This window comes from Polaromonas sp. CG_9.5, from assembly GCF_035984465.1.
In the GTDB taxonomy this organism is placed as follows: Bacteria; Pseudomonadota; Gammaproteobacteria; order Burkholderiales; family Burkholderiaceae_C; genus Polaromonas.
Genome location: NZ_JAXCHR010000015.1, coordinates 64,890 through 87,659 on the forward strand (window position 1 = coordinate 64,890; position 22,770 = coordinate 87,659).

At 59.7% G+C, this 22,770-nt stretch carries 23 protein-coding genes; 11 read left to right on the plus strand and 12 right to left on the minus strand.

Annotation, left to right across the window (positions count from 1 at the left end):
• Positions 1–103 precede the first annotated feature (103 nt).
• Together RCH06_RS12660 and polA are read right to left on the minus strand one after the other, a co-directional pair.
• Positions 104–907, minus strand: a complete 804-nt coding sequence (locus RCH06_RS12660) for a ZIP family metal transporter (protein WP_327081821.1) — start codon at positions 905–907, stop codon at positions 104–106.
• A 110-nt stretch (positions 908–1,017) separates the two neighbouring features.
• Positions 1,018–3,867, minus strand: a complete 2,850-nt coding sequence (gene polA / locus RCH06_RS12665; protein WP_327081822.1) for a DNA polymerase I — start codon at positions 3,865–3,867, stop codon at positions 1,018–1,020.
• A gap of 164 nt (positions 3,868–4,031) precedes the next feature.
• Here polA and RCH06_RS12670 point away from each other — a divergent pair, with 164 nt between their 5' ends.
• The 6 genes from RCH06_RS12670 to RCH06_RS12695 all read left to right on the plus strand — a co-directional run bounded on the left by RCH06_RS12670 (position 4,032) and on the right by RCH06_RS12695 (position 8,307).
• The gene (locus RCH06_RS12670) at positions 4,032–4,364 is read left to right on the plus strand and encodes a hypothetical protein (protein ID WP_327081823.1); all 333 of its coding nucleotides are present in this window, start codon (positions 4,032–4,034) and stop codon (positions 4,362–4,364) included.
• A 35-nt stretch (positions 4,365–4,399) separates the two neighbouring features.
• On the plus strand, positions 4,400–5,350 hold the full coding sequence (locus RCH06_RS12675) for a homoserine kinase (protein WP_327081824.1): 951 nt from the start codon (positions 4,400–4,402) through the stop codon (positions 5,348–5,350).
• A 39-nt stretch (positions 5,351–5,389) separates the two neighbouring features.
• Positions 5,390–6,187, plus strand: coding sequence for a BPSS1780 family membrane protein (locus tag RCH06_RS12680; RefSeq protein WP_327081825.1), 798 nt, complete (start codon positions 5,390–5,392; stop codon positions 6,185–6,187).
• Positions 6,188–6,297: 110 nt separating this feature from the next.
• Positions 6,298–6,897 (plus strand): iron dicitrate transport regulator FecR, encoded by a 600-nt coding sequence (locus RCH06_RS12685; protein WP_327081826.1) that lies wholly within the window; start codon positions 6,298–6,300, stop codon positions 6,895–6,897.
• Between the two features lie 169 nt (positions 6,898–7,066).
• Positions 7,067–7,747 (plus strand): hypothetical protein, encoded by a 681-nt coding sequence (locus RCH06_RS12690; protein WP_327081827.1) that lies wholly within the window; start codon positions 7,067–7,069, stop codon positions 7,745–7,747.
• The gene (locus RCH06_RS12695) at positions 7,744–8,307 is read left to right on the plus strand and encodes a FlgO family outer membrane protein (protein WP_327081828.1); all 564 of its coding nucleotides are present in this window, start codon (positions 7,744–7,746) and stop codon (positions 8,305–8,307) included. The genes RCH06_RS12690 and RCH06_RS12695 overlap by 4 nt, the downstream gene beginning before the upstream one ends.
• Positions 8,308–8,360: 53 nt before the next feature.
• Here the strand turns inward: RCH06_RS12695 and RCH06_RS12700 are convergent, their stop codons facing one another.
• Complete coding sequence (locus tag RCH06_RS12700; protein ID WP_327081829.1) at positions 8,361–10,811, minus strand: UvrD-helicase domain-containing protein; 2,451 nt, start codon at positions 10,809–10,811, stop codon at positions 8,361–8,363.
• Between the two features lie 218 nt (positions 10,812–11,029).
• On the opposite strand from RCH06_RS12700, the gene RCH06_RS12705 reads away from it, so the two are divergent.
• Positions 11,030–11,746 (plus strand): hypothetical protein, encoded by a 717-nt coding sequence (locus tag RCH06_RS12705; protein WP_327081830.1) that lies wholly within the window; start codon positions 11,030–11,032, stop codon positions 11,744–11,746.
• An 82-nt stretch (positions 11,747–11,828) separates the two neighbouring features.
• Here RCH06_RS12705 and RCH06_RS12710 read toward each other — a convergent pair whose 3' ends face one another.
• Positions 11,829–11,969 carry a hypothetical protein gene (locus RCH06_RS12710; protein ID WP_327081831.1) on the minus strand — a complete coding sequence of 47 codons (141 nt, stop codon included), beginning with the start codon at positions 11,967–11,969 and terminating at the stop codon, positions 11,829–11,831.
• On the opposite strand from RCH06_RS12710, the gene RCH06_RS12715 reads away from it, so the two are divergent.
• Positions 11,968–12,945 carry a GMP reductase gene (locus RCH06_RS12715; protein ID WP_327081832.1) on the plus strand — a complete coding sequence of 326 codons (978 nt, stop codon included), beginning with the start codon at positions 11,968–11,970 and terminating at the stop codon, positions 12,943–12,945. The two genes, RCH06_RS12710 and RCH06_RS12715, sit on opposite strands and share 2 nt — an antisense overlap.
• A gap of 18 nt (positions 12,946–12,963) precedes the next feature.
• On the opposite strand, the gene RCH06_RS12720 is transcribed toward RCH06_RS12715, so the two are convergent.
• The 4 genes from RCH06_RS12720 to orn form a co-directional block, all read right to left on the minus strand.
• A complete protein-coding gene (locus RCH06_RS12720) occupies positions 12,964–13,854 on the minus strand; it encodes an alpha/beta hydrolase (protein WP_327081833.1) in 891 nt (296 codons plus the stop codon).
• 150 nt (positions 13,855–14,004) lie between these two features.
• Positions 14,005–15,969: a DEAD/DEAH box helicase gene (locus RCH06_RS12725; RefSeq protein WP_327081834.1), complete on the minus strand. Its 1,965-nt coding sequence runs from the start codon at positions 15,967–15,969 to the stop codon at positions 14,005–14,007.
• Positions 15,962–16,198: a hypothetical protein gene (locus tag RCH06_RS12730; protein WP_327081835.1), complete on the minus strand. Its 237-nt coding sequence runs from the start codon at positions 16,196–16,198 to the stop codon at positions 15,962–15,964. Before RCH06_RS12730 ends, RCH06_RS12725 begins: the two co-directional genes overlap by 8 nt.
• A gap of 165 nt (positions 16,199–16,363) precedes the next feature.
• The gene (gene orn, locus RCH06_RS12735; RefSeq protein ID WP_327081836.1) at positions 16,364–16,927 is read right to left on the minus strand and encodes an oligoribonuclease; all 564 of its coding nucleotides are present in this window, start codon (positions 16,925–16,927) and stop codon (positions 16,364–16,366) included.
• Positions 16,928–16,962: 35 nt separating this feature from the next.
• On the opposite strand from orn, the gene RCH06_RS12740 reads away from it, so the two are divergent.
• Genes RCH06_RS12740 through rsgA form a run of 3 tightly spaced genes read left to right on the plus strand, consistent with a single transcriptional unit; the run spans position 16,963 to position 19,546 of the window.
• Complete coding sequence (locus RCH06_RS12740; protein ID WP_327081837.1) at positions 16,963–18,261, plus strand: M48 family metallopeptidase; 1,299 nt, start codon at positions 16,963–16,965, stop codon at positions 18,259–18,261.
• Complete coding sequence (locus tag RCH06_RS12745) at positions 18,258–18,578, plus strand: 4a-hydroxytetrahydrobiopterin dehydratase (protein WP_327081838.1); 321 nt, start codon at positions 18,258–18,260, stop codon at positions 18,576–18,578. The genes RCH06_RS12740 and RCH06_RS12745 overlap by 4 nt, the downstream gene beginning before the upstream one ends.
• Positions 18,575–19,546 (plus strand): ribosome small subunit-dependent GTPase A, encoded by a 972-nt coding sequence (gene rsgA / locus RCH06_RS12750; protein ID WP_327081839.1) that lies wholly within the window; start codon positions 18,575–18,577, stop codon positions 19,544–19,546. The genes RCH06_RS12745 and rsgA overlap by 4 nt, the downstream gene beginning before the upstream one ends.
• A 25-nt stretch (positions 19,547–19,571) precedes the next feature.
• On the opposite strand, the gene RCH06_RS12755 is transcribed toward rsgA, so the two are convergent.
• The 4 genes from RCH06_RS12755 to trmD form a co-directional block, all read right to left on the minus strand.
• Positions 19,572–20,594, minus strand: coding sequence for a CobD/CbiB family protein (locus tag RCH06_RS12755; protein WP_327081840.1), 1,023 nt, complete (start codon positions 20,592–20,594; stop codon positions 19,572–19,574).
• Between the two features lie 69 nt (positions 20,595–20,663).
• Positions 20,664–21,368, minus strand: a complete 705-nt coding sequence (locus RCH06_RS12760; protein ID WP_327081841.1) for a CoA pyrophosphatase — start codon at positions 21,366–21,368, stop codon at positions 20,664–20,666.
• 72 nt (positions 21,369–21,440) lie between these two features.
• Positions 21,441–21,842, minus strand: coding sequence for a 50S ribosomal protein L19 (gene rplS, locus RCH06_RS12765; RefSeq protein ID WP_327081842.1), 402 nt, complete (start codon positions 21,840–21,842; stop codon positions 21,441–21,443).
• 132 nt (positions 21,843–21,974) lie between these two features.
• Positions 21,975–22,757 (minus strand): tRNA (guanosine(37)-N1)-methyltransferase TrmD, encoded by a 783-nt coding sequence (trmD, locus tag RCH06_RS12770; RefSeq protein ID WP_327081843.1) that lies wholly within the window; start codon positions 22,755–22,757, stop codon positions 21,975–21,977.
• Positions 22,758–22,770 lie beyond the last annotated feature (13 nt).

Below are 22,770 nucleotides of genomic sequence, written 5' to 3' on the forward strand. Positions count from 1 at the left end.
AATTAACAGCCAAAACAGGCTCTTGCTCAATCAGTGCGTGCACTGACAGCTATTAATTTTATAGCAATAAAAACACGCTAAACGCAAGCGGCCCCTGCAACGCTCAATGCGCATGCGCCAATGAACTGACCAGCGTCACCAGCCCGATGCCAATCCCCAGCCAGGCAATCTGCGCCGCCGTCTCGGGCAAGGTGGCGCGCTTTTGCAACTGCGGAATCAAATCGGCCAGCGCCACATAAATGAAGCTGCTCGACGCAATGATCAAAAAGAACGGCAGATAATTCAGCAACTGGTCTACCAGCGCATAGCCAATCACGCCGCCCAGCGCCGTGACGGCACCGGCCAGCGACACCTTGACCAGCGCAATGCGCCGGTTGTTGGAGCTTTGCCGCAGCACGATCAGGTCGCCCATGTGGTGCGGCACTTCATGCACCAGCACCGCCAGCGTGGCGACAAACCCCAAGCGCAAATCCGCCATGAAGGCCGATGCAATCAGGATGCCGTCGCCAAAGGCATGCACGCTGTCGCCCGCCAGAACAGCCCAGCCGCCGGACACGCGCTCAGCGCCGTGCTGATGGCCGTGATGGGAATGCGCAGCAACACCGTCCTGCGCAGCGTGATCAGCATCGTGGTGTTCATGGCCGTGGTGCCACAACTCGGCCTTGTCGAGCAAAAAGAAAAACACCAGCCCGACCAGCAGCGTGGCAAACAGTTGCTGCGGGCTGATCTGGCTTTCAAAAGCCTCGGGCAAAAGATGCAGGAAAGCCGTCGCCAGCAGCGCACCGGCGGCCAGGCTCAGCATGTGCTGGGTGTAGCGCGCCAGCAGGCCAAAGCTGAGCAGCGCAGCCAGCCAGACGCTGCCAATGCCGGCAGCCATCGTTCCCACCAAAATTGCAATCAAAGTCATAGCTGCCAGCGCCCGTCCTGTTTGGGCCAGCGCCCGAAATGATGATAAAAATACAAGTCAATAAACCGGCCGCTTTGTCCAGCCAGTTCCGGGGAAACCCCCCCGCGCTTTCAGTGCGCCTGTTCCCAGTTCGGCCCAAAGCCGATCTCGGCCAGCAGCGGCACCTTGAGCGCGGCCACGCCGGCCATGATGCGCGGAATCTCGGTGCGCACCCATTCGGCCTCGGCTTCGGGCACTTCAAACACCAGTTCGTCATGCACCTGCATGATCATTTTGGTCTGGCGCTGTTCAGCGTCCAGCACCTGCTGCACGGCGTTCATGCTGAGCTTGATCAGGTCGGCCGCCGTGCCCTGCATGGGGGCGTTGATGGCAGCGCGCTCGGCACCGGCGCGGCGCGGGCCGTTCGGCGAATTGATCTCGGGCAGGTACAGACGGCGGCCCAATACGGTTTCAACATAGCCCTGGTCTTTGGCAATCTGGCGGGTCGAATCCATGTAGTTTTTTACGCCAGGGTAGCGCTGGAAATAGCGGTCGATGTAGGCGGCGGCGGCCTTGGTTTCGATGGCCAGATTTTTGGCCAGCCCAAAACTGCTCATGCCGTAGATCAGGCCGAAATTGATCACCTTGGCATAGCGGCGCTGCTCGCTGCTGACCTGGTCTACCGCCACGCCAAACACCTCGGCGGCCGTGGCCCGGTGCACATCAATGCCTTCGGTGAAGGCGCGCAGCAGCGCCTCATCGCTGCTGAGGTGCGCCATGATGCGCAGCTCGATCTGCGAATAGTCGGCGCTGGCAATCACGCTGCCGGCGGGTGCCACGAAGGCTTCGCGCACGCGCCGGCCTTCGGCGGTTTTTACCGGAATGTTTTGCAGGTTGGGGTCGTTGCTCGACAGCCGGCCCGTTACCGCCACGGCCTGCGCATAGTGGGTATGCACGCGGCCGGTTTTGGGGTTGGCCAGCAGCGCGAGTTTGTCGGTGTACGTGCCCTTGAGCTTGCTCAGCGAACGGTGCTCCAGCAGCTTGGCGGGCAGCGGATAGTCTTCGGCCAGCTTTTCCAGCACTTCTTCGTCGGTGCTGCGCGCGCCGGTCGGGGTTTTCTTGACGACTTTCATGCCCAGCTTGTCAAAGAAAATCTCGGCCAGCTGCTTCGGGCTGCCCAAATTAAAGGGCTGGCCGGCAATTTCGTAGGCTTCGGCCTCCAGCTGCACAATGCGCGCGCCCAGCTCGCCGCTTTGCTTGGCCAGGATGGGCGCGTCAATCAGCACGCCGTTGCGCTCAATGCGAAACAAGGATTCGCTGCTCTGCATTTCCAGCTCATAGATGCCCAGCAGTTTTTCATTCGCCTGCAATTGCGGCCACAACACCCGATGCACATCGAGCGTCTGGTCAGAGTCTTCGCAGGAATATTCGGACGCCTTGGCAACATCCACCTGATTGAACTTGATCTGGTTAACGCCTTTGCCGCACAGGTCTTCGTACTGGATGCCGCTGCGCCCGACATGCCGCTCGGCCAGGCTGCTCAGCCCGTGCGGCTTGTGCGCTTCGAGCACATAGCTTTGCAGCATGGTGTCGTGGGCGTAGCCGTGCACTTGAATGTCGTGGTTGGCAAACACGTGGCGGTCGTATTTGATGTTCTGGCCCAGCTTGAGGCGGGCCGGGTTTTCGAGCCAGGGCTTGAGGCGGGCCAGCACTTCGTGAATAGGCAACTGCGCCGGTGCGTCCGGGTAGTCGTGCGTCAGCGGAACATAAGCCGCTGCGCCGGGCTCAACGCTGAAGCTGATGCCGACAATGCGCGCCAGCATTTCATCGAGCGACGTGGTTTCGGTATCGACCGCCACCAGCTCGGCGGCTTCGATTTTGGCTATCCAGCGCTCAAAAGCGTCCCACGTCAGAATCGTTTCATAGAGCAAGTTGGTGGCGCGTGCCGCCAGTGGCGTATCAAGCAGTGGCGTTTCTGCCAGCACCGTGTCGGACGGCGACGGCTCGTCAAACAGGCCGGGCGCATCGGGCGACGCCACGGGCGCGCGCGGTTTGCGGCGTTCGGTGCCGCCAATCAATTCGGGCGGCGTATTTTCAGCGTCAATCTGGCTGGCCAGCCCCTTGAAGCCGTATTTCAGGTAAAAAGTGCGCAAGGCGCTTGTCTGCTGGGCACCTACAGCTATTGATTGCATAGCAGGCAGGCCGTCGATGTAGTCCGCCAGGTCGCAGTCTTTCTTGATCGTCAGCAGCTCGCGCCCTTTGGGCAGCCACTCCAGCGAGGCGCGCAGGTTCTCGCCCACAACGCCCTTGATCTCGCCGGCCCTGGCCACCAGCGCATCGAGCGAGCCGTATTCCAGCAGCCACTTCACCGCCGTTTTCGGGCCGACCTTGGGCACGCCGGGCACGTTGTCAACGGCGTCGCCGACCAGCGTCTGGTAATCGACCATCAAGCGCGGCGGCACGCCAAATTCAGACTCCACGCCGGCCAGGTCGCGGCGGCGGTCGTTCATGGTGTCGATGACGGTGATGTGTTCATCGACCAGCTGGCTCAAGTCCTTGTCGCCGCTGGAGATGATGACCTCGATTTGCTGGCGGGACGCCATGCAGGCCAGCGTGCCAATCACGTCATCGGCTTCCACGCCGGGCACGGCCATGACTTTCCAGCCCAGCAACTGCACCACTTCATGAATCGGCTCGACCTGGCTGCGCAAGTCGTCCGACATGGGCGAACGCTGGGCCTTGTAATCGGGGTACAGCGCGTCGCGAAACGTCGGGCCTTTGGCGTCAAACACGCAAACCGCGTAGTCGGCCCGCACATCCTTGCGCAGCTTTTGCATCATGTTGACCATGCCGCGAATCGCGCCGGTGGGCGGGCTGTGCGGGTCGCCGGGGTTGACCCGCAAGTCAGGCATGGCATGAAAGGCGCGGTACAGGTAGCTGGAACCATCGACCAGCAGCAGGGTTTTTTTGTCAAGGCTCATGGGCCAGATTGTCGGGGAAATCGGCAAACTGCCGGCTGCCCGGTATGCAGATCAGCGCGCCGGTTCCTGGCAAAGTGACCGGCTGCACTTTTTGGGCGTATTGGATGCGGTAGATAGCCCTTTTTTCCTTGGGTGGCCAGCACCCAGACGCCTACAATGCAGTCATGAAAACCGCTCTTCGCCATCTCTTTGTCGCTGCGCTTGCAGTGCTGCCGCTGGCTGCGGCCGTGGCGCAAACGCCTGCGCCTGAGGCTGCCGCGCCCACGGCAAAAGCCGCCCGGCCCGACAAGAAGATCGAGCGCATTCGCACCGAAGACGCGGGCACGCGCATTGACGAGTTGCGTGTCGGCGGCGAAACCCAGCAAATCACCGTTCAACCCAAAACCGGCGGCGCTCCTTACGAAGTCAAGCCTGCCGAAGGCGCGCGGGGCAAGGCACCCGCCACCACCAGCACCGAAACCAACGGTTCGCGCGTCTGGAACGTGCTGAAGTTCTAATCTTTCTTTTTCCAGTACAGGGTTCAGTTTCAGGCATGGCCGTTTATACAGAAGTCTCGTTTGACGAGGCTGCAGCGTTCTTGCGCTTTTTGAATTTGGGACAACTGCAGACCCTCAAGGGCGCTGCAGGCGGCATCGAAAACACCAACTATTTTGCAGACACCGATCAGGGCCAGTACGTGCTGACGCTGTTTGAACGCCTGACGTTCGAACAGTTGCCGTTTTACCTGCACCTGATGAAGCATCTGGCAACGCGCGGCATTCCCGTGCCCGATCCGGTGGAAGACAGCAAAGGCAACATCCTGCATCGCCTCAAGGGCAAGCCGGCTGCGGTGGTCAACAAGCTGCGCGGCCACAGCGAACTCGCGCCCGGCGCTGCGCATTGCACCGGGGTGGGCGACATGCTGGCGCGCATGCATTTGGCAGGACTGGACTATTCGCGCCAGCAGCCCAATTTGCGCTGCCTGAACTGGTGGAACGAAACCGTTCCCGTCGTGCTGCCGCACCTCACGCTAGATCAGCGCAGCCTAATTCTGGGCGAGCTGGCCTACCAGAACCATATTGCCGCCTCTTCCAGCTACCAAAGCCTGCCGCGCGGCGTTGTGCATGGCGACCTGTTTCGCGACAACGTGATGTTCGAGAACGGCCAGCTGACCGGTTTCTTCGATTTTTACTTTGCTGGCTGCGACACGTTTTTATTCGACATCGGCATTTGCCTGAACGACTGGTGCATTGACCTGGACAGCGGCAAGCTTGACACCGTGCGCGCCGATGCCTTCATGGCGGCCTACCAGAAAGTGCGGCCTCTGACGGTGCAGGAACGCACCTTGCTGCCGGCCCTGCAGCGCGCCGGCGCGCTGCGCTTTTGGGTGTCGCGGCTGTGGGACTTTCATCTGCCGCGCGAAGCCAGCATGCTCAAGGCCCACGACCCCGGCCACTTTGAGCGCGTGCTGCGCGAGCGGCTGGCGCATCCTTATCTTTTGTAACCTCATCGGAAAGCCGGGTCACGCATCCGGCCTCATGCCATGAAATTGAATATTGTTCCCGCCCGCACCGGCTTGACCTGGGTCAAGCTGGGCATCACGACATTTATCAAGCAGCCGCTGGCCATGTCGGGGCTGTTTTTCATGTTCATGGCCATGCTGTCGGTGGCCACGCTGGTGCCCTTCATCGGTGCGGCGCTGGCGCTGGCACTGCTTCCAGCCGCCACGCTGGGCCTGATGGCCGCCACGCAAGAGGCCACCAAAGGCAACTTTCCAATGCCCTCCATCCTGATCAGCGCTTTTCGCGCTGGCCAGCAACGCATGCGCGCCATGATGGTGCTGGGCGCGTTGTATGCCGCCGGTTTTCTGGCCTTGATGGGCGTGTCTGCCCTGGTCGATGGCGGGCAGTTTGCCAGCCTGTATCTGGTCGGCGGCAAGATCACCGAAGAGCTGGTCATGCAAGACAACTTCCAGCTGGCGATGTGGGTGGCCATGGCGCTTTATTTGCCGCTGTCATTGCTGTTCTGGCACGCACCGGCGCTGGTTCACTGGCATGGCGTATCGCCCGTCAAGAGCCTGTTTTTCAGCTTCATCGCCTGCTATAAAAACTTTGGCGCGTTTACCGTGTATGGCCTGGCCTGGGTTGGCGTTTTTGTCATGGCCGCCGTGCTGGTGTCCCTGATTGCCAGCCTGCTGGGCAACCCGATGATGGCCACGGTGGTCATGTTTCCAGTGGCGCTGGTGATTGTGGCGATGTTCTTTACCTCGGTGTATTTCACCTTTCGGGACAGCTTTTCAGAGTCTTCTGAGTCCGCTGAGTCCCTTGAAGACCTCACATGATGCGGCCTGTTGTACCGATTGGCGCTGAGCAGAAAATCCCGTGGTTTCGGCGGCGTGACACGCTGAAGGCCGCCGCAGCGTGGCTGGCAATGGGCGGCTTGCCGACTGCCATGGCACAAAAGCGCAGCAATCTGGTTCAACTCATCGGCGATGTTCAGCTCAACGGACAGCGGCTGTTACCCGATCAGACCGTGCAAACCGGAGATTATCTGCAAACCGGACCGGCCTCCAGCGTGATCTTTGTCATTGGCGACTCGGCGTTTCATGTACGTGCAAATTCACGCCTCTCGCTGGAGCGCGGCAAGTCCCTGACGACTGTCAGCCAGTTGCGCTTGCATTCGGGCGCGGTGGCCAGCGTTTGGGCCACCAGCGGTGACCATCAAATTCTCATGCCTGGCCTGGCGGCAACTTTTCAAAGTGCCGGCGTTTACGCCCAAGCGTCTGACCAACCGGGGCGAGCCAGCTATCTATGCAATTGCTACGGCACCTTGGCACTCTCTTCGGGCAGAGACAAGACCTTCTGCACATCCGCCTACCATCAGGCCTTCTGGGCTACCGCTGACAGCAGCGAAGGGGATGCCTTGATGCCTGCCGACAGCATCAACCACACCGATGCAGAGCTTGAATTTCTGGCTGGCCTGATTAACCGGAAAACCGCATGGCAGGTCACCGGGGAAAAGCGAAGCGTCAGCCGCAATTTTCCCGACTGACACAGGATGTGAAGTTGAAGTGATTCAACAAAAACACGGCACGCTTGAGCCGTCAAAAATACGACAGAGCCTTCTTGGCGACTTGGAGAGACTGTGTCGCGCGGGTAAAATTTGTTGACAGATGTTTTTTTTGCCCCGTGCAATTCTTCTCAATCATAAGGAAGCTACCTTGATTTACAAAGTTCTTAAGCCTGTGGCGCTGTGCTGCACGGTGGCCTTGCTGGCCGGCTGCGCCATGTCGCCCATTCCGACTGCTGAAAATTTTCAGCTGACGACCCAGAAAAAGGTGCGTTCAGCCGGGCACTGGAGCTTGCTTTCACGTGATGTGATCGAGCAAATGCTGGCCAGTCTGGAGCGCTCGGGCGCTACGCGGGAAAATGCGATTCATGTCGCCATGCCCGCCGGCCCCAGCGACTTTGACCGGGCTTTTCACGAGTTTTTGATCACGGAACTGGTGCAAAGAAACTGGCAAGTCCTGACATCCGCGAACAGTTCCGCGCTCACCCTGAGCTACCAGACCCAGATCGTCAGGCACAACAGCCAACGCCCGCACTTCGTTCCGGGCTTGTTCACGGCGATTACCGCCGGCCTTTACGTGCTGCATAACGCCTCACCCGCTGGCGCGGCCCTGGCCGTGGCCGGTGGACTGGATGTGGGCGCCAGCGTGAGTTCGGGTGGCCCCACTCACACCGAACTGGTGCTGACCACGACAGTGACGGGTGCCGGGCGCTACGTAAGCCGCAAAACAGATGTGTATTACGTTGAAGAAAGCGACACGTCCCTGTTTGCCAGCCTGAAGGCTGATCCTTCGGCCATCAATGTCATGACCATGAAGGTGGTAGCGCAATGAACTATCTGCGTCTAAGCATGGCAGTCGCTGCTGCTGCTACCGTTGCCCTGACAGGCTGCTCGACCACGACGGTCAGCACCAAATCAGAGCCGACTTACGAAGATGCCGCCAACAGCAAGTTCATGAATGTCAACCGCGAGGCCATCAACCGCCTTGTCGCAGGCGTTGACGTGAACAAGCTGGCCGGAACCCCCGTGCTGGTCGCCACCGTGGTTAATGTGAACGACTTGCGCCGCGCCGCGCCCCTGGGTCGCACGCTGTCCGAACAATATGCCTCTTTCATGGTCGCCAGCGGCTTCAACGTGAAAGAACTCAAGCTGCGCGGCGACGTGTTTGTGCGCGAAGAAACCGGCGAGATGATGCTTTCGCGCGAGGTCAAGGACATTGCACGGGCGCACAGCGCCGGGCTGGTCGTGGTGGGCACTTATTCCACCGCCGCCCAGTTCACCTACATCAGCCTGAAACTGGTGCGTACCGACACAGGGCAAATCCTGCGTGGCCACGACTACGCCTTACCCAATGACGCCGATGTAAGCAGACTGCTACAAGCGCCACGCTGAGCCACATCCGCGCAGCGCTCACGCTTCAAAGCCCGGCCACCGCCGGGCTTTTTTTATAAAGGCGTCAACTTGGCTACACTCAGCGCCAGCCATTTCACGCCATGCCGGGTGAAGTTGATCCGGGCACGCGCATCGTCGCCGGTGCCTTCGAGCATCTCGACCCGGCCTTCGCCAAACTTGCCGTGAAACACGTTCATCCCGCTTTTGATGCCATGCGAAGGCGCACTCTTCTGCGCAGGCACTGGGGGCGTGGCTGCACTCTGCATACTGCCTGATTTTGAATCAAATGCGCGGCCAGTCCACTCCCCACGTGCGCTGCCAGCTCCTGAATTAGTAGCACCTCTCCAGCCCCCCGAACCCAGGCCGGACGCAAATCCCTGCTGTTTTGGCGTGATCCATTTCAGCGCCGACTCGGGCAGCTCGTCAAAAAACCGGCTTCTGAGGTTGTAGCGCGTCTGGCCGTGCAGCATGCGGGTTTGCGAATGGCTCAAATACAGCCGCTTTCTGGCCCGCGTGATGGCGACATACATCAGGCGGCGTTCTTCCTCAATGCCGCCCGCGTCGCTCAAGGCGTTTTCATGCGGAAAAATGCCGTCTTCCAGGCCGGTGATGAACACGCAGTCAAACTCCAGCCCCTTGGACGAATGCACCGTCATGAGCTGCACCGCATCCTGGCCGGCCTTGGCCTGGTTGTCCCCGGCTTCCAGCGCAGCGTGTGTCAAAAAAGCCAGCAGCGGCGACAGGGTTTCGCCGGTTTCAAAGTCGGGCGCCAGCATTTCAGGAACGGCCTCGCCCAGCACGGCCGACACGTCCAGCCCCTGGCTGGCGGGCGACTGGCTGAGGCCCGCACCGCCCAGTTCATCCACAGGCAGCGCCACGGCATCGCGGCCAAAGCCTTCCTGGCTGACAAAGGCTTCGGCAGCGTTAACCAGTTCACCCAGATTTTCGAGCCGATCCTGGCCGTCTTTGTCGGTCTTGTAGTGTTCTTCAAGTCCGCTGTGCGCCAGCACCAGCATGATGATGTCGCGCAGCGTGCAGCCGGCGGTTTGTTCGCGCATCACGTCCAGCTTGGCCACAAACCCGCCCAGATTGGTGCCCGCCTTGCCCGGCACGGCACTCACGCCGTCATGCAGCGAACAACCCGACGCGCGGGAAATGTCCTGCAACTGCTCCAGTGTTCGGGCACCGATGCCGCGCGGCGGAAAATTCACCACGCGCATGAAACTGGTGTCGTCGTGCGGATTTTCCAGCAGCCGCAAATATGCCAGCGCATGCTTGATTTCAGCGCGCTCGAAAAATCGCAGACCGCCGTACACCCGGTATGGCACGCCGGCATTAAACAGCGCTGTTTCCATCACCCGGCTCTGCGCGTTGCTGCGGTACAGCAGCGCAATTTCCTTGCGCTCGATACCGTCACGCACCAGTTGCTTGACTTCGTCGACAAACCATTGCGCCTCGGCAAAGTCGCTGGCGGACTGGTACACGCGCACCGGCTCGCCGGGGCCGGCCTCGGTGGTCAGGTTTTTGCCAAGTCGTTTGCTGTTGTGGCTGATCAGCTCATTGGCGGAATCCAGGATGTTGCCAAAGCTGCGGTAATTGCGCTCCAGCTTGATCTGGTGCGTCACCGCAAACTCGCGCACGAAGTCGGTCATGTTGCCCACGCGCGCGCCGCGAAAGCCGTAGATGCTCTGGTCGTCATCGCCCACCGCCACCACCGAGCCACCCGGCATGGCGTACCCGTTGTCATCAAGCGGGGCCGCATCGTCGCCCTGCCCGGCCAGCATCTTGATCCAGGCGTATTGCAGCCGGTTGGTGTCCTGAAACTCGTCGATCAGGATGTGGCGAAAGCGCCGCTGGTAATGCGCGCGAATCGATGTGTTGTCACGCAGCAGCTCGTAGCTGCGCAGCATCAGTTCGCCAAAATCGACCACGCCTTCGCGCTGGCATTGTTCTTCGTACAGCGCGTAAATTTCGACCTGTTTGCGCCGCTCCAGATTGTGCTCATCGACCGGCACATCTTTGGCGCGCAGGCCGTCTTCCTTGCAGGCGGAAATGAAGCGGGCCAAGTCCTTGGGCGGAAAGCGCTCGTCATCCACATTGAACTGTTTGCACAGCCGCTTGATGGCCGAGAGCTGGTCTTGGGTGTCCAGAATCTGGAACGTCGAAGGCAAATTTGCCAGTTTGTAGTGGGCACGCAAAAAGCGGTTGCACAGGCCATGAAACGTGCCAATCCACATGCTGCGCACATTGAATGGCAGCATGCTTGAGAGGCGCACCAGCATTTCCTTGGCCGCCTTGTTGGTGAAGGTCACGGCCAAAATACCGCCGGGCGAGGCATAGCCGTTTTGCAGCAGCCAGGCAATGCGGGTGGTGAGCACGCGGGTCTTGCCCGAACCGGCCCCCGCCAAAATCAAAGCATGGGTGGCGGGCAACGTCACCGCAGCCAGTTGCTCTGGATTGAGGTTGTGCAATAAGGGGGATGAATGAGCGGCGTCTGAGAACATCGCCTATTGTAGAAAGTCCGTTGCCCGCTGCTTGGCGTGTGCTCTTTGCGAATCCGCCTGTTTGCGGCGTCACGCACCGGCTTGGGCCAACCCGCTGGGTGCCGGACGCCTGGAAAAATGGCAGCGGCGCAGCAGCATTTTGCAAAACCGGCAATGATGGCGTGACTTTTCAGCGCAGCCCTCCGTTTCAAAAATCCCTGAACCCTCTTTTTTTGCCCATGACCTCTATTTCTTCCCCTTGGTGCGCCCGGTTGCTGGTGGCGGCAACCGTGCTGGCCTCTTTTTCCTCCGCGCAAGCCCAGTCGTTTTGTGCCAGTGACGGCCAGCCCCGGCCTGTGCTGCTGACGGAACGGTTTATCAATGCCGATTGCAGCGCCTGCTGGGCCGACCCGGCCACACCCCGACCCGGCGCGAAAGAAATCGCGCTCGACTGGATCATTCCCGGCAGCCAGGGCGACGATGCACCGCTGTCCGCCGTGGCAACGCGCGATGCGCTGGCCCGGCTCGAAGCGTTGCAGTCAAGCGCGCCGCTCACCACATTGAACACCCGCCACACGGTCAAAGGCATTCGGGGCGCGACGCTGCGGGTGTCCCACGGCTTGCCGGTGTCCGATTACCTGGGTGCATCGATTGAGCTCAAACCGGTTTCGCCGGCCGCCCGACAGTCCTTGACCGCCTGGCTGGCACTGGTCGAAACACTGCCCGCAGGCACTGAAAACTCCCCCGTTGAGAGAAATCTGGTCAGAAACGTGCTCTCGCGCACATGGGACGGGCGCAAGCAGCTATCAAAAGATGAGCAGAAAAGGTTCTTTGAAACCCGCTCCATGAACATTGCACCGGCCGCCAACCCGGAGCGTCTGCGCGTGATCGGCTGGGTTGAGGATGAAAAGGGCCAGGTGCTGACCGCCGCGCAATCACGTTGCGTGGCACCTTGAAACTGAAAAGCCGCACCGCACGCCTTGCGTAAAAAAAGGGATTACCGCTGCGGCATGAAACCCGGCGCGCAAGCCTTTAGAATCAGTCACCGGGCCCAAGCAATTGCGCCCGGTTTTTTGTGGGCGTCCTCACACCAGCGGTGAACGTCAGCCCGCAAAAACCGGCCAGTCCAAGCGCCTTCTGTTCATCAACAGTTTTTATCTGGAGCTTGGGGAAAATCATGGAAATATTCGACTACGACAACATCCTGCTGCTGCCGCGCAAATGCCGCGTGGAAAGCCGTTCTGAATGCGATGCCAGCGTGACGCTGGGCGGTCGCAGCTTTCGCATTCCGGTGGTGCCGGCCAACATGAAGACGGTGATCAACCAGGACTTGTGCGTCTGGCTGGCCCAAAACGGCTACTTCTATGTCATGCACCGCTTTGACCTGGACAACCTGCAGTTCGTGCGCGACATGCGGGCCAAGGGCGTGTATGCCTCCATCTCGCTGGGCGTGAAGCAACCCGACTACGACACGGTGGAAAAATTAGTCGCCGAAGGCCTAGTGCCCGACTACATCACTATCGACATTGCCCACGGCCATGCCGATACGGTGCAAAAAATGATCCGTTACCTGAAAGAAAAACTGCCCGCATCGTTCGTGATTGCGGGCAATGTGGCCACGCCCGAGGCCGTGATTGACCTGGAAAACTGGGGCGCTGACGCCACCAAAATCGGCATTGGCCCCGGCAAGGTCTGCATCACCAAGATGAAAACCGGCTTTGGCACGGGTGGCTGGCAGTTGTCGGCGCTGAAGTGGTGCGCCCGCGTGGCGACCAAGCCCATCATTGCCGACGGCGGCATCCGCGAGCATGGCGACATCGGAAAATCCATCCGCTTTGGCGCGACGATGGTCATGATTGGCTCGATGCTGGCGGGCCTGGAAGAAAGCCCGGGCCAGACGGTCGAAGTCGATGGCCAGCTGTTCAAGGAATACTACGGCAGTGCCTCGGACTTCAACAAGGGCGAATACAAGCATGTCGAGGGCAAGCGCATCCTGGAGCCGATCAAGGGCAAGCTGGTCGACACGCTGCGTGAAATGGAAGAAGACGTGCAAAGCGCCATCAGCTACTCGGGCGGCACGCGGCTGATGGACATCCGCAAGGTCAACTACGTGATTCTGGGCGGCAAGAACTCGAACGAAGACCTGATGATGTGAGCCAAGCCGCGCCGCCTTTCAGTGGCGGGGCATTTCGCCAAGGCCAAGCAGTTCCAGCGCCAGCTGGTGCAGACGGTGGCCAGGCGCAATCAAGGCCTCCAGCACGCTGAAATGGTTCAGGCCTGGCAGCGATTCGCAAACCGGTACGGCGTCAAAGCCCCAAGCCTGCTGGATTAACCGGTTCTGGCGTAAAAACTCTTCGCTTTCGTCACTGCCCGCGACCGAGCAAAGCGTGCCTTGCATCGGACGCGGCACCAACACCGGGCTGGCTTGCCTGACCTGTTCAGGCGTCAAGTTCAAATCCTGCAGGAAAGGCGTCTGGCGAATCGGCTCCAAATCGTACAGGCCCGAAATCGACAGCGCATTTTTGACCAGCGCCTGTGGTAAATCGGGCGCATGGGCTGGCCAGTCGCAGGCCAGCAGCATCGCGGCCAGGTGTCCTCCCGCAGAATGTCCGGCCACTGTGATGCGTGCGGGATCACCACCGTGCTCGGCAATGTGCCGCCACGTCCACGCCAGCGCCTTGACCATTTGCCAGACGATGTCCAGAACCGTCACCGCCGGGCACAAGGCGTAGTTCAGCACCACGACACAGGCGCCGGCCTGCGTGAACGCGGGCGCAATGAAGGAATGATCAGCTTTGTCCAGCGCACGCCAGTAGCCACCGTGGATGAAGACCAGCACCGGTGCGCCTTGGGCCGGACTGACGCCGCTGGCCGGAAAGATATCCAGCGTTTCGCCAGACTGCTCACCGTAAACCACGTCAAGCAGGCACGGCTGCTGCTGGCGCGCATTTTCGGAGTCGGCCACCCAACGCGTGAAGTGCGCCGCATAACCGGGCACCAGCAACCGGTTGTTGTACATGCTGTCCAGCCACTGCGGATTCCACGTTTGTTCTGCGCTGTTCATGGGCGTTTCTTTGGAAGGTTGACGAAAAGCGTATCTTGGCACAAGCCTTCACGGCGACGCCCATGAAAAAGGCCGCTGCACACCTTTCGGTGGGCAGCGGCCTTTTGTTGTGAAGGCTGATTAAAAAATAATCAGCGCCTCACATCATACTCAGTCGCGAAAAGGCTTGGTGAACTTGCCACCCGGCTTTTTAGCCGCATCGCGGGGCACGAATACCTTGCCGGCGGGGCGGGCAAATGCAGGCTTGCGGTCTGCAAAGTCACCACGGGGCGCAAAGCCTTCGTTGCCGCCGCCAAAGTTGCCACGGTCTTCACGCGGTGCAAAACCGGCGTTGTTGCCGCCACCAAAGCCACGGTCATCCGGGCGACGGGCGTTGCGGTCATTGAAGCCCGAACGGTCGGCGTAGTTGTTGCCTTGAGGTGCAGGACGGCCCTGGAAAGCGCCGCCACGGTCATCGCGGTTGCCGCCGAAGCCGCCACCGGAATCACGATTGCCACCAAAACCACCACCCTGGTTGCCGCCGAAGCCGCCGCCGGAATCACGATTACCGCCGAAACCGCCGCCTGCTGGCTTGCGCCCGGCAAAGCCGCCACGGTCACCGCCGCCGAAGCTGCGGCCACCGCCACCACGGTCATCACGGCCACCGCCGAAATTGCCACGTGGACGCTCGGAGGTGGGCGCGAAACGCTGCTGGGGCTCCAGACCTGGAATGGTGCTGGCCTTCAGGTTTTGCTGGGTGTAGTGCTCGATGTCCTGGATCTTGCGACGGTCGCGGAACTCGGCAATCGTGATCGCCTGACCTTCGCGGCCCGCACGACCGGTACGGCCAATGCGGTGCACATAGTCTTCAGCCTTCATCGGCAGGCCGTAGTTGATGACGTGGGTGATGGTTGGAACATCCAGACCACGGGCAGCCACGTCAGTAGCCACCAGAATCTGCACGCGACCGTCACGGAAAGCCATCAGGCGACGGTTGCGCAGGCCCTGGCCCAGCGCGCCGTGCAGTGCCACGGCGCTGAAGCCTTCTTGCACCAGATCGTTGGCCAAACCATCGCACTCAACTTGCGTGCAGGCAAAAACGATGGCCTGGTTGATGGTCGTGTCACGCAGCCAGTGGTCCAGCAGCTTGCGCTTGTGGGTCATGTTGTCGGCCCACAGCAAAGACTGGGTGATCGACGCATGCTTTTCGTGCGGCGAGTCAATTTCGACACGCTGTGGCTGACGCATCACACGGGTAGCGAGTTGCATGATGCGCGGCGCGAACGTGGCGCTGAACATCATGGTCTGCTTGCGCTCGATGGTGAGCTGGTTGACTTCGGTCAGGTCGTCGGCAAAGCCGAGGTCGAGCATGCGGTCGGCTTCGTCAACGACGAGGAATTGCACCTTGTCGAGCTTGATCTGCATGCTGCGCTGCAAGTCCAGCAGACGGCCAGGCGTGGCTACGACGAGGTCGGCGTTTTGCAGCTTGGCAATTTGCAGTTGGTAAGGAATACCGCCAACGACGTTGGCAACGCGCAGGCCACGGCAATGGCGCACCAGGTCAATCGCGTCAGCGCAAACCTGCTGGGCCAGCTCACGTGTTGGGCACAGGATCAGAGCGCCGGGGGTGGCAGCCTTGAAATTGCGCAGGTTGGTTGGGTCTTTGCGCTTTGGCTTCTTCAAAGGCGCTTCGCCACGGGCGACGGCCTCAAGGCTCAGGCGCTCGAATTCGGCACGCTCAAAACGCTCGGCTTCTTCCTGCTGTTTCAGCAGGGTGTGCAGCACGGGCAGCAGGAACGCAGCGGTTTTGCCGCTACCGGTCTGGCTGGAAACTAGCAGGTCGGTAAATTTTGGTGCTTTCGGATCCGCATCGAGGGCTTGCATGGCCTTCGGGATGGTCGCCATTTGCACGGCGGTTGGCTGGGTGAAACCCATGTCGGCAACGGCTTGCAGCAGTTCCTTGGCCAGGCCCAGTTTCACAAAGCCGTTTGGCTCGGCGACAACGGCTTCCAGCGAGGTTGCAGCAGCAACAGGCTCGTCGGAAGAGAAGTCTGGAATCACGTGGATTTCCAGGTCAGAAATGGTTTCGGTGTTTTCAGGCGCAAAGTCGCCGCGTGTCTCAAAAGAGTCAGTCATGTTTTTTTCTCACTAATCCCCTGCCCGCTTCGTTTGTGGCGAATGAACAGGAAACTCCACCTCCCGCGATGCGGAAAGCTTCGTTCATGGTTAATAAAACATCAACCATCAAACGAATATGCGTTTCAAACAGCAGAATTGCCTTGAAACGGTGACTCTGAAAATAGAGTCCAAAGGTGTGAGGTAGATGTACAAATGCAATCAGCACGGTGTGCAGCTGCAAGCCCATGATTATGGCACGGCTTACGGGTTTCTACCAATTAACCTTGAAAATCCAATGTTATTTAGGTTCAGCAACAGGTTCTGATGCCGATTTTCACAGCCTTTTTTACCATCATTTAAATAGCTGCTTGTTCCCGTCAGCTGTGCGCCACAGGCCAAAAAAGCTTAAAAATCACTTCAAAAAATGCTCACGATAATGCTGCAGCTCGTCAATCGACTCGTGCACATCGGCCAGCGCCGTATGGAGCTGACGCTTCTTGAAAGCGCTGCACACTTCGGGCTGCCAGCGCTTGGCCAGCTCCTTGAAGGTGCTGACATCCACATTGCGGTAATGAAAAAAAGCTTCGAGCTGGGGCATGTAATTGACCAGAAAGCGCCGGTCCTGGCTGATGGAGTTGCCACACAGAGGCACCTTGCCTTTGGGCACGTACTTGGCCAAAAAAGCCAGCAACTGCGCCTGCGCATCTTCCTCGGTCACGGTACTGGCCTTGACTTTTTCAATCAGGCCGCTGCGGCCGTGGGTGCCTTTGTTCCATTTGTCCATCTTGTCCAGCAGCTCGTCGGACTGGTAAATAGCCAACACCGGGCCTTCGATACGCGGCGTGAGTTGCGGGCCGGTCACGACCACGGCAATTTCAATGATGCGTTCCTTTTCCGGATCCAGCCCGGTCATTTCGCAGTCCAGCCAGACCAGGTTCTGGTCAGATTTTTTAAGAGAGAGTTCAATTTCGGGCATCTTGCGATTCTCGCCGATAGCCTAAACTTCCAGTCATGAACGACCCATCCCTTGTATTTACCCTGCTGTTTTCAGCCCTGCTCGTGCTGGGATTGCTGACAAAGTTCTACCTGGCCACGCGGCAAATCCGCCATGTAGCCCAACACCGAAACCAGGTGCCGGCTGCATTTGCATCGACCATCACGCTGGCCGCGCACCAGAAAGCCGCTGATTACACGATCGCCAAGGCCCGACTGGGCATGCTGGAAATGGCTTTCGCCAGCGCCCTGTTGCTGGGCTGGACGCTATTGGGCGGCATTGATTTGCTGAACCGGGCCATCGTCAATTCGGGCCTGACGGCTTACGGTTCTTTGGTGCCCCAGCTGGTACTGCTGGCTGCATTCGGCCTGATTAGCGGCCTGCTCGATTTGCCCTTCACGCTCTACAAAACCTTCCGGCTGGAAGAGCGCTTCGGCTTCAACAAGATGACCTTCAAGCTCTGGCTGGCCGACCTGGTCAAATCGACCGGGGTCGGCATCGTGGTCGGCCTGCCCATCGTGGCGCTGATTTTGTGGCTGATGGGCAGCGCCGGCAGCTTGTGGTGGCTCTGGACCTGGGTCGTGTGGATGGGGTTCAACCTGCTGGTGCTGGTGCTTTTCCCGACCGTGATTGCGCCGCTGTTCAACAAATTCAAACCGCTGGACGACGAAGCCCTGAAGGCGCGCGTCACGGCGCTGATGCAGCGCTGCGGCTTTGCCGCCAAGGGGCTGTTCGTGATGGACGGCAGCAAGCGTTCAGCCCACGCCAACGCTTATTTCACCGGGTTTGGTGCCTCCAAACGTGTCGTGTTTTACGACACCCTGCTGCAGCAACTCAATCCCGCCGAAGTCGATGCCGTGCTGGCGCATGAGTTGGGCCACTTCAAGCACAAACATGTCATCAAACGCATTGTGATGATGTTCGCCATGAGCCTGGCCGGTTTTGCGCTGCTGGGCTGGCTGTCATCGCAAGTATGGTTTTATACCGGGCTGGGCGTGCGACCGAATCTGGTGGATGCCAACAATGCGTTGGCGCTGCTGCTGTTCTTGCTGGTGGTTCCGCTGTTCAGCTTTTTTGTCTCGCCCCTCATGGCGCAGTTGTCGCGCAAGCAGGAGTTCGAGGCGGACGCTTATGCCATCGCGCAAACCGATGGCCGGGATCTGCAGAGCGCCCTGCTCAAGCTCTACAAAGACAATGCCAGCACGCTTACGCCCGACCCGGTTTTTGTGAAGTTTTATTATTCGCATCCGCCCGCCTCCGAGCGGCTCGGTCGCATGGTCCCCATGAACCCTTCTTCTGAAAGTGCAACTGCATGAGCAACCCGATCCATCAAAACCGACGCGCCCTGAGCGCCACGGAAATCGTCACCCAGCTGAGCAAGCTCAATGGCGAGCAGGCGCTGGGCTGGCGGCTGATCGACGGCGCGCTGGAGAAAACCTTCAAATTCAAGAATTTTTACGAAACGATGGGCTTCGTGAATGCAGTGGCCTTTATTGCCAACGCAGAAGATCACCATCCAGACCTGGCGGTGAGTTACGGCCAGTGCCAGGTGCGCTTTAACACGCACGATGTCAACGGCATTTCCGTCAGCGATTTTTTCTGCGCGTCGAAGGTTGACGCCTTGCTGGTTTGAGCAAGCCTTCAGGGTCGGCACGTGCGGGCGCTGCGCCGCTGGCGGGCACGCAGTCGGGGCTGGTGGTGGCGGGTTTTGGCCGCCATGTACTGGTTGAAACCGAATCTGGCCAGCGGGTCATTTGCCATCCGCGCGGCAAGAAAAGCCAGGTCGTCGTCGGCGACCGCATCCGCTGGCTGCCCTCGCAGGACGAAGGCACGATCGAAAAAATAGAGGAACGCAGCAACCTGTTTTACCGGCAGGACGAAATGCGCACCAAGTCGTTTGCCGCCAATCTGGACCAGGTGTTGATCCTGATTGCGGCAGAACCCGAGTTCTCGGAGAGCCAGCTGACGCGCGCGCTGATTGCCGCTGAAGCCGAGCGCATCAAGCCCATCATTGCGCTGAACAAAAGCGATCTGGTCGAGCCGTTCGGCAGGGCCTGGACCAAACTCGCGCCCTATCGGCACATGGGTTACCAGATGCTGCCGCTGGCGATCAAGCCGAAAGACACCACAACGCCTGCTGACGACGCACAAACTGCCGAACTGATGGCGCTGCTGCAGGGCAAAAAAACGCTGGTGCTGGGGCCGTCGGGAGCGGGAAAAAGCAGCTTGACGAACCTGCTGGTGCCCAATGCACGCGTGCTGACGGCGGAGATTTCGCAAGCGCTGAACTCCGGCAAACACACGACCACCAGCACGACGCTGTATTGGGTTGATGACGCCCGGACAACAGCGCTGATCGACTCGCCCGGCTTTCAGGAGTTTGGCCTGCACCACATTGAGCCGATGCAGCTGGCCAATTACATGCCGGACTTCAAGGCGCATGCGCAAGACTGCAAGTTCTACAACTGCACGCACCTGCACGAACCCGGCTGCGGCGTGATTTCAGAGGTCAAATCGACCGCTGGCGCAAGCAGCATCAGCGCTAACCGCTATCGTTTATATAGCGAGTTGTTTGAAGAGTTGTCGCAGACGCGGTATTAAAAAAACGCTTGCTGCGGCCAGGCTTTCAGCCCAGCAACCGCGCCAGCGTCAGCAGCGCGAGCAGCACCATCCAGAGCACCACTGAGCGCCAGACCAGACCGACGACACTGCGCAGATGCGCAACCTCAGGCTCGCGGCCTGGTGTTGCTTCGGTGGTGGCCGCATCCTCTTGCGCATTCAGCCCGCCGGCTTCAAACTCTGGCGAAACATACGTTGCCAGCACGGCCTTGAGCGCTTCGCCGCCCAGCCGGACATTGACGGCCCCAGAAGTGGCCGCAAGAATCAATCCGTCGTTGCGGCTGGCGGTGGCGAGCGCGGCATCGGGCGGGAAACGCTGGCCATAGCTTCGCCAGGCATCAATGGCGTCCTCAAAACTTCCGACCACCGCAAACCCCAGCGACGTAATGCGCGAGGGTACAAAATCAATCAAGCCCCAGGCCGTGTTGGCCGTCTGCTGCAGCGCCGGGCTGGCGCCTTCGCCGGGCGACCTGCTTTTATAGGCCCAGTAACGCGCGACAAATTCACTCATGCGGTACAGCACCGCCCCGGCCGGCCCCAAGCCCAGTGCGGCCAGCACCGAAAACCAGGCCAGCACCCCGAACACATGGCGATGGGCGGCCAGCACCGAATACTCAATGACGTGACGAACGATTTCGCTGCGCGGCAGTTCAGTGGCATCGACCTGGCGCCACTCGGCCAGCAATGCACGGGCTGTCTCTTCATCGCCGTCGTCCAGCGCATCCCGAATGTCGGTGAAATAGTGGCTGAACTGGCGAAAGCCCAGCGTGACATACAAAACGGCCACGCTCCAGACAAAGGCCAGCAGCACATTGACCTGCCACAGCAGCCAATGCACCCCCATCGTTGCCAGCGTGGGCACCATGACAGCGAATAACCAGGTAATCCATCCGTGATGCAGTTTGCCGGCGTCAAGGCTGCGATGCGCCCAGCGCGCCCATCCCAAAAAACCGGCATGAACCCAGTTGCTGCGCGCCAGCGGACGGGCCTGCTCCAGGATGAGTGCAAACAAAACGGCGAAAAAGCTCATGCCAAATCATAACGGCCTGAAGCATCAGGCCTGCGGGGTTTGTTTCCCTTGCGCGCGCAAAGCAGCCGCCTACGCGCTGAGAAAACGGTAGAAGTTTCGCAGCATCCCGGCGGTAGCACCCCAGATGTAGCGCTCTTTCAACTCACTCTGTGCTTCGACTGCCGGATGGATGTAGGGCATGGAAAGCCACTGCCGGAGCACGCCATCGAACTCGGTTTCATGGCGACGGTGATGCGCAGGATTCATCAGAAAGGCGAGCGGCACCTCGAACACATCAGCCACCTCGCCCGGATTGGGCCGCAGCTGAAAACCCGGCCTGACCAGTGCCACCACAGGCGTGATGATGAACGCCGAGCCCGTGGCATAGGTAGGCAAGGTGCCCAGCACCTCGACATGATCGCGCGGCAAGTCAATTTCTTCCTGTGCTTCACGCAGCGCGGTATGCACCGCATCCTGATCGGTTTCATCGGTGCGACCGCCAGGGAACGCGATCTGGCCCGAATGGGTGGACAAATTGGTCGACCGCTCGGTCAGCAGCAAGGTGAGTTCGTCGCGCATCACCAATGGCAGCAGTACGGCAGCCAGTGCAGGTTGCCGGTCAGAAAAACTCGTTTCCACACTGTGCTCAGGCATCCACACCGGCGGATGCCTGAAACGCTCGCGCAGGGCTTGGGGCGTGAGGCGGTCCAGCGCAACGCCAGCCAGGTGGCTGTCATTGCCCATGACCGGAACGATGCGGGGATCAAACAAAGGCAAGGGCTTGGCGGGGTTCATGAGAGGAAAAGAATAATGAGCATAAAAAAAAGCCGCTCTTGAGAAGCGGCTTTTTGAGGACAGCAATTGCTTTTATGCAGCGACGGCGGACTGGGCAGCCTTGGCAGCCTTGCCGCCCTTGATACCCAGCTTTTCCTTGATACGTGCAGACTTGCCGCTGCGGCTACGCAGGTAGTACAGCTTGGCGCGACGCACATCACCCTTACGCTTGACTTCGATCTTGGCGATCAGCGGGCTGTACACCTGGAATGTACGCTCGACGCCTTCTCCGTTGGAGATCTTGCGAACGATGAAGCTGGAGTTGAGGCCACGATTGCGCTTGGCAATCACAACGCCTTCAAAAGCCTGCAAACGCTTGCGGGTACCCTCAACCACGTTCACGCTCACGATGACGGTGTCGCCAGGCGCGTAAACGGGAATGGTTTTGTTCAAGCGGGCAATTTCTTCCTGCTCAAGAGTCTGGATCAGATTCATGATATTTCCATCTAACTAAATTTCGCTCATGCACGCGCTGCGCTAAAGACCGCAAATCCATGGCTTCATTCAGGATAAAGCAGATGGTTGCAGTGGCCGCCAGAGGATCGAAAAGCCCATGAGTATAGCAATTCAGGCGTCCAGGCCTGGATTTTTGGGTAACTCGGCCAAAAAAGCCTCATCGCTTTTGTTTAAATGCCCGGCCCTGCGCGCTGCGCGGACCAGTTCGGGTCGCTGACGCTGGGTTAATTGCAGTCGCTGATCGCGCCGCCAGCGCTCAATCAGCGCATGGTTGCCAGACATCAGAATGGGTGGCACGGATTGGCCACGCCAGGCTTCGGGACGGGTGTAATGCGGGCAGTCCAGCAGCCCATCGAGTGCCGGATTGAAACTGTCCATCTGGTGGCTGCCTTCGTCGTTTAACACGCCGGGCTGCAGCCGGGCGACAGCGTCCAGCAAGGCCATGGCGGCTATTTCGCCACCCGACAACACGAAGTCCCCCAGGCTGATCTGGTGATCAACATGGGTATCGATGAAACGCTGATCCAGGCCTTCATAGCGACCGCAAATCAGCACAGCGCCGTTACCGCTGGCCGACCAGCGCTCGACGCTGGCATGACTCAGCACTTCACCAACAGGGGAAAAAAGAACCGTGGGCGCATCAGGCGCACCGCACGCGATTCGGTCGGCGCGAATAGTTTCCAGGCACAGGGTCAGCGGCTCGGCCAGCATTACCATGCCAGGGCCGCCGCCAAAAGGACGGTCATCGACGCGCCGGTAATTCCCGTCAGCAAAATCGCGGGAATTCCAGAGTTTGACCTCGACCAGACCGGATTCGTAGGCACGGCGCGTCACGCCACTGGTTAAAAATGGCGTGAAAAGTTCAGGAAAAAGAGTGATGACATCAAAGCGCATGAACAACTACTTT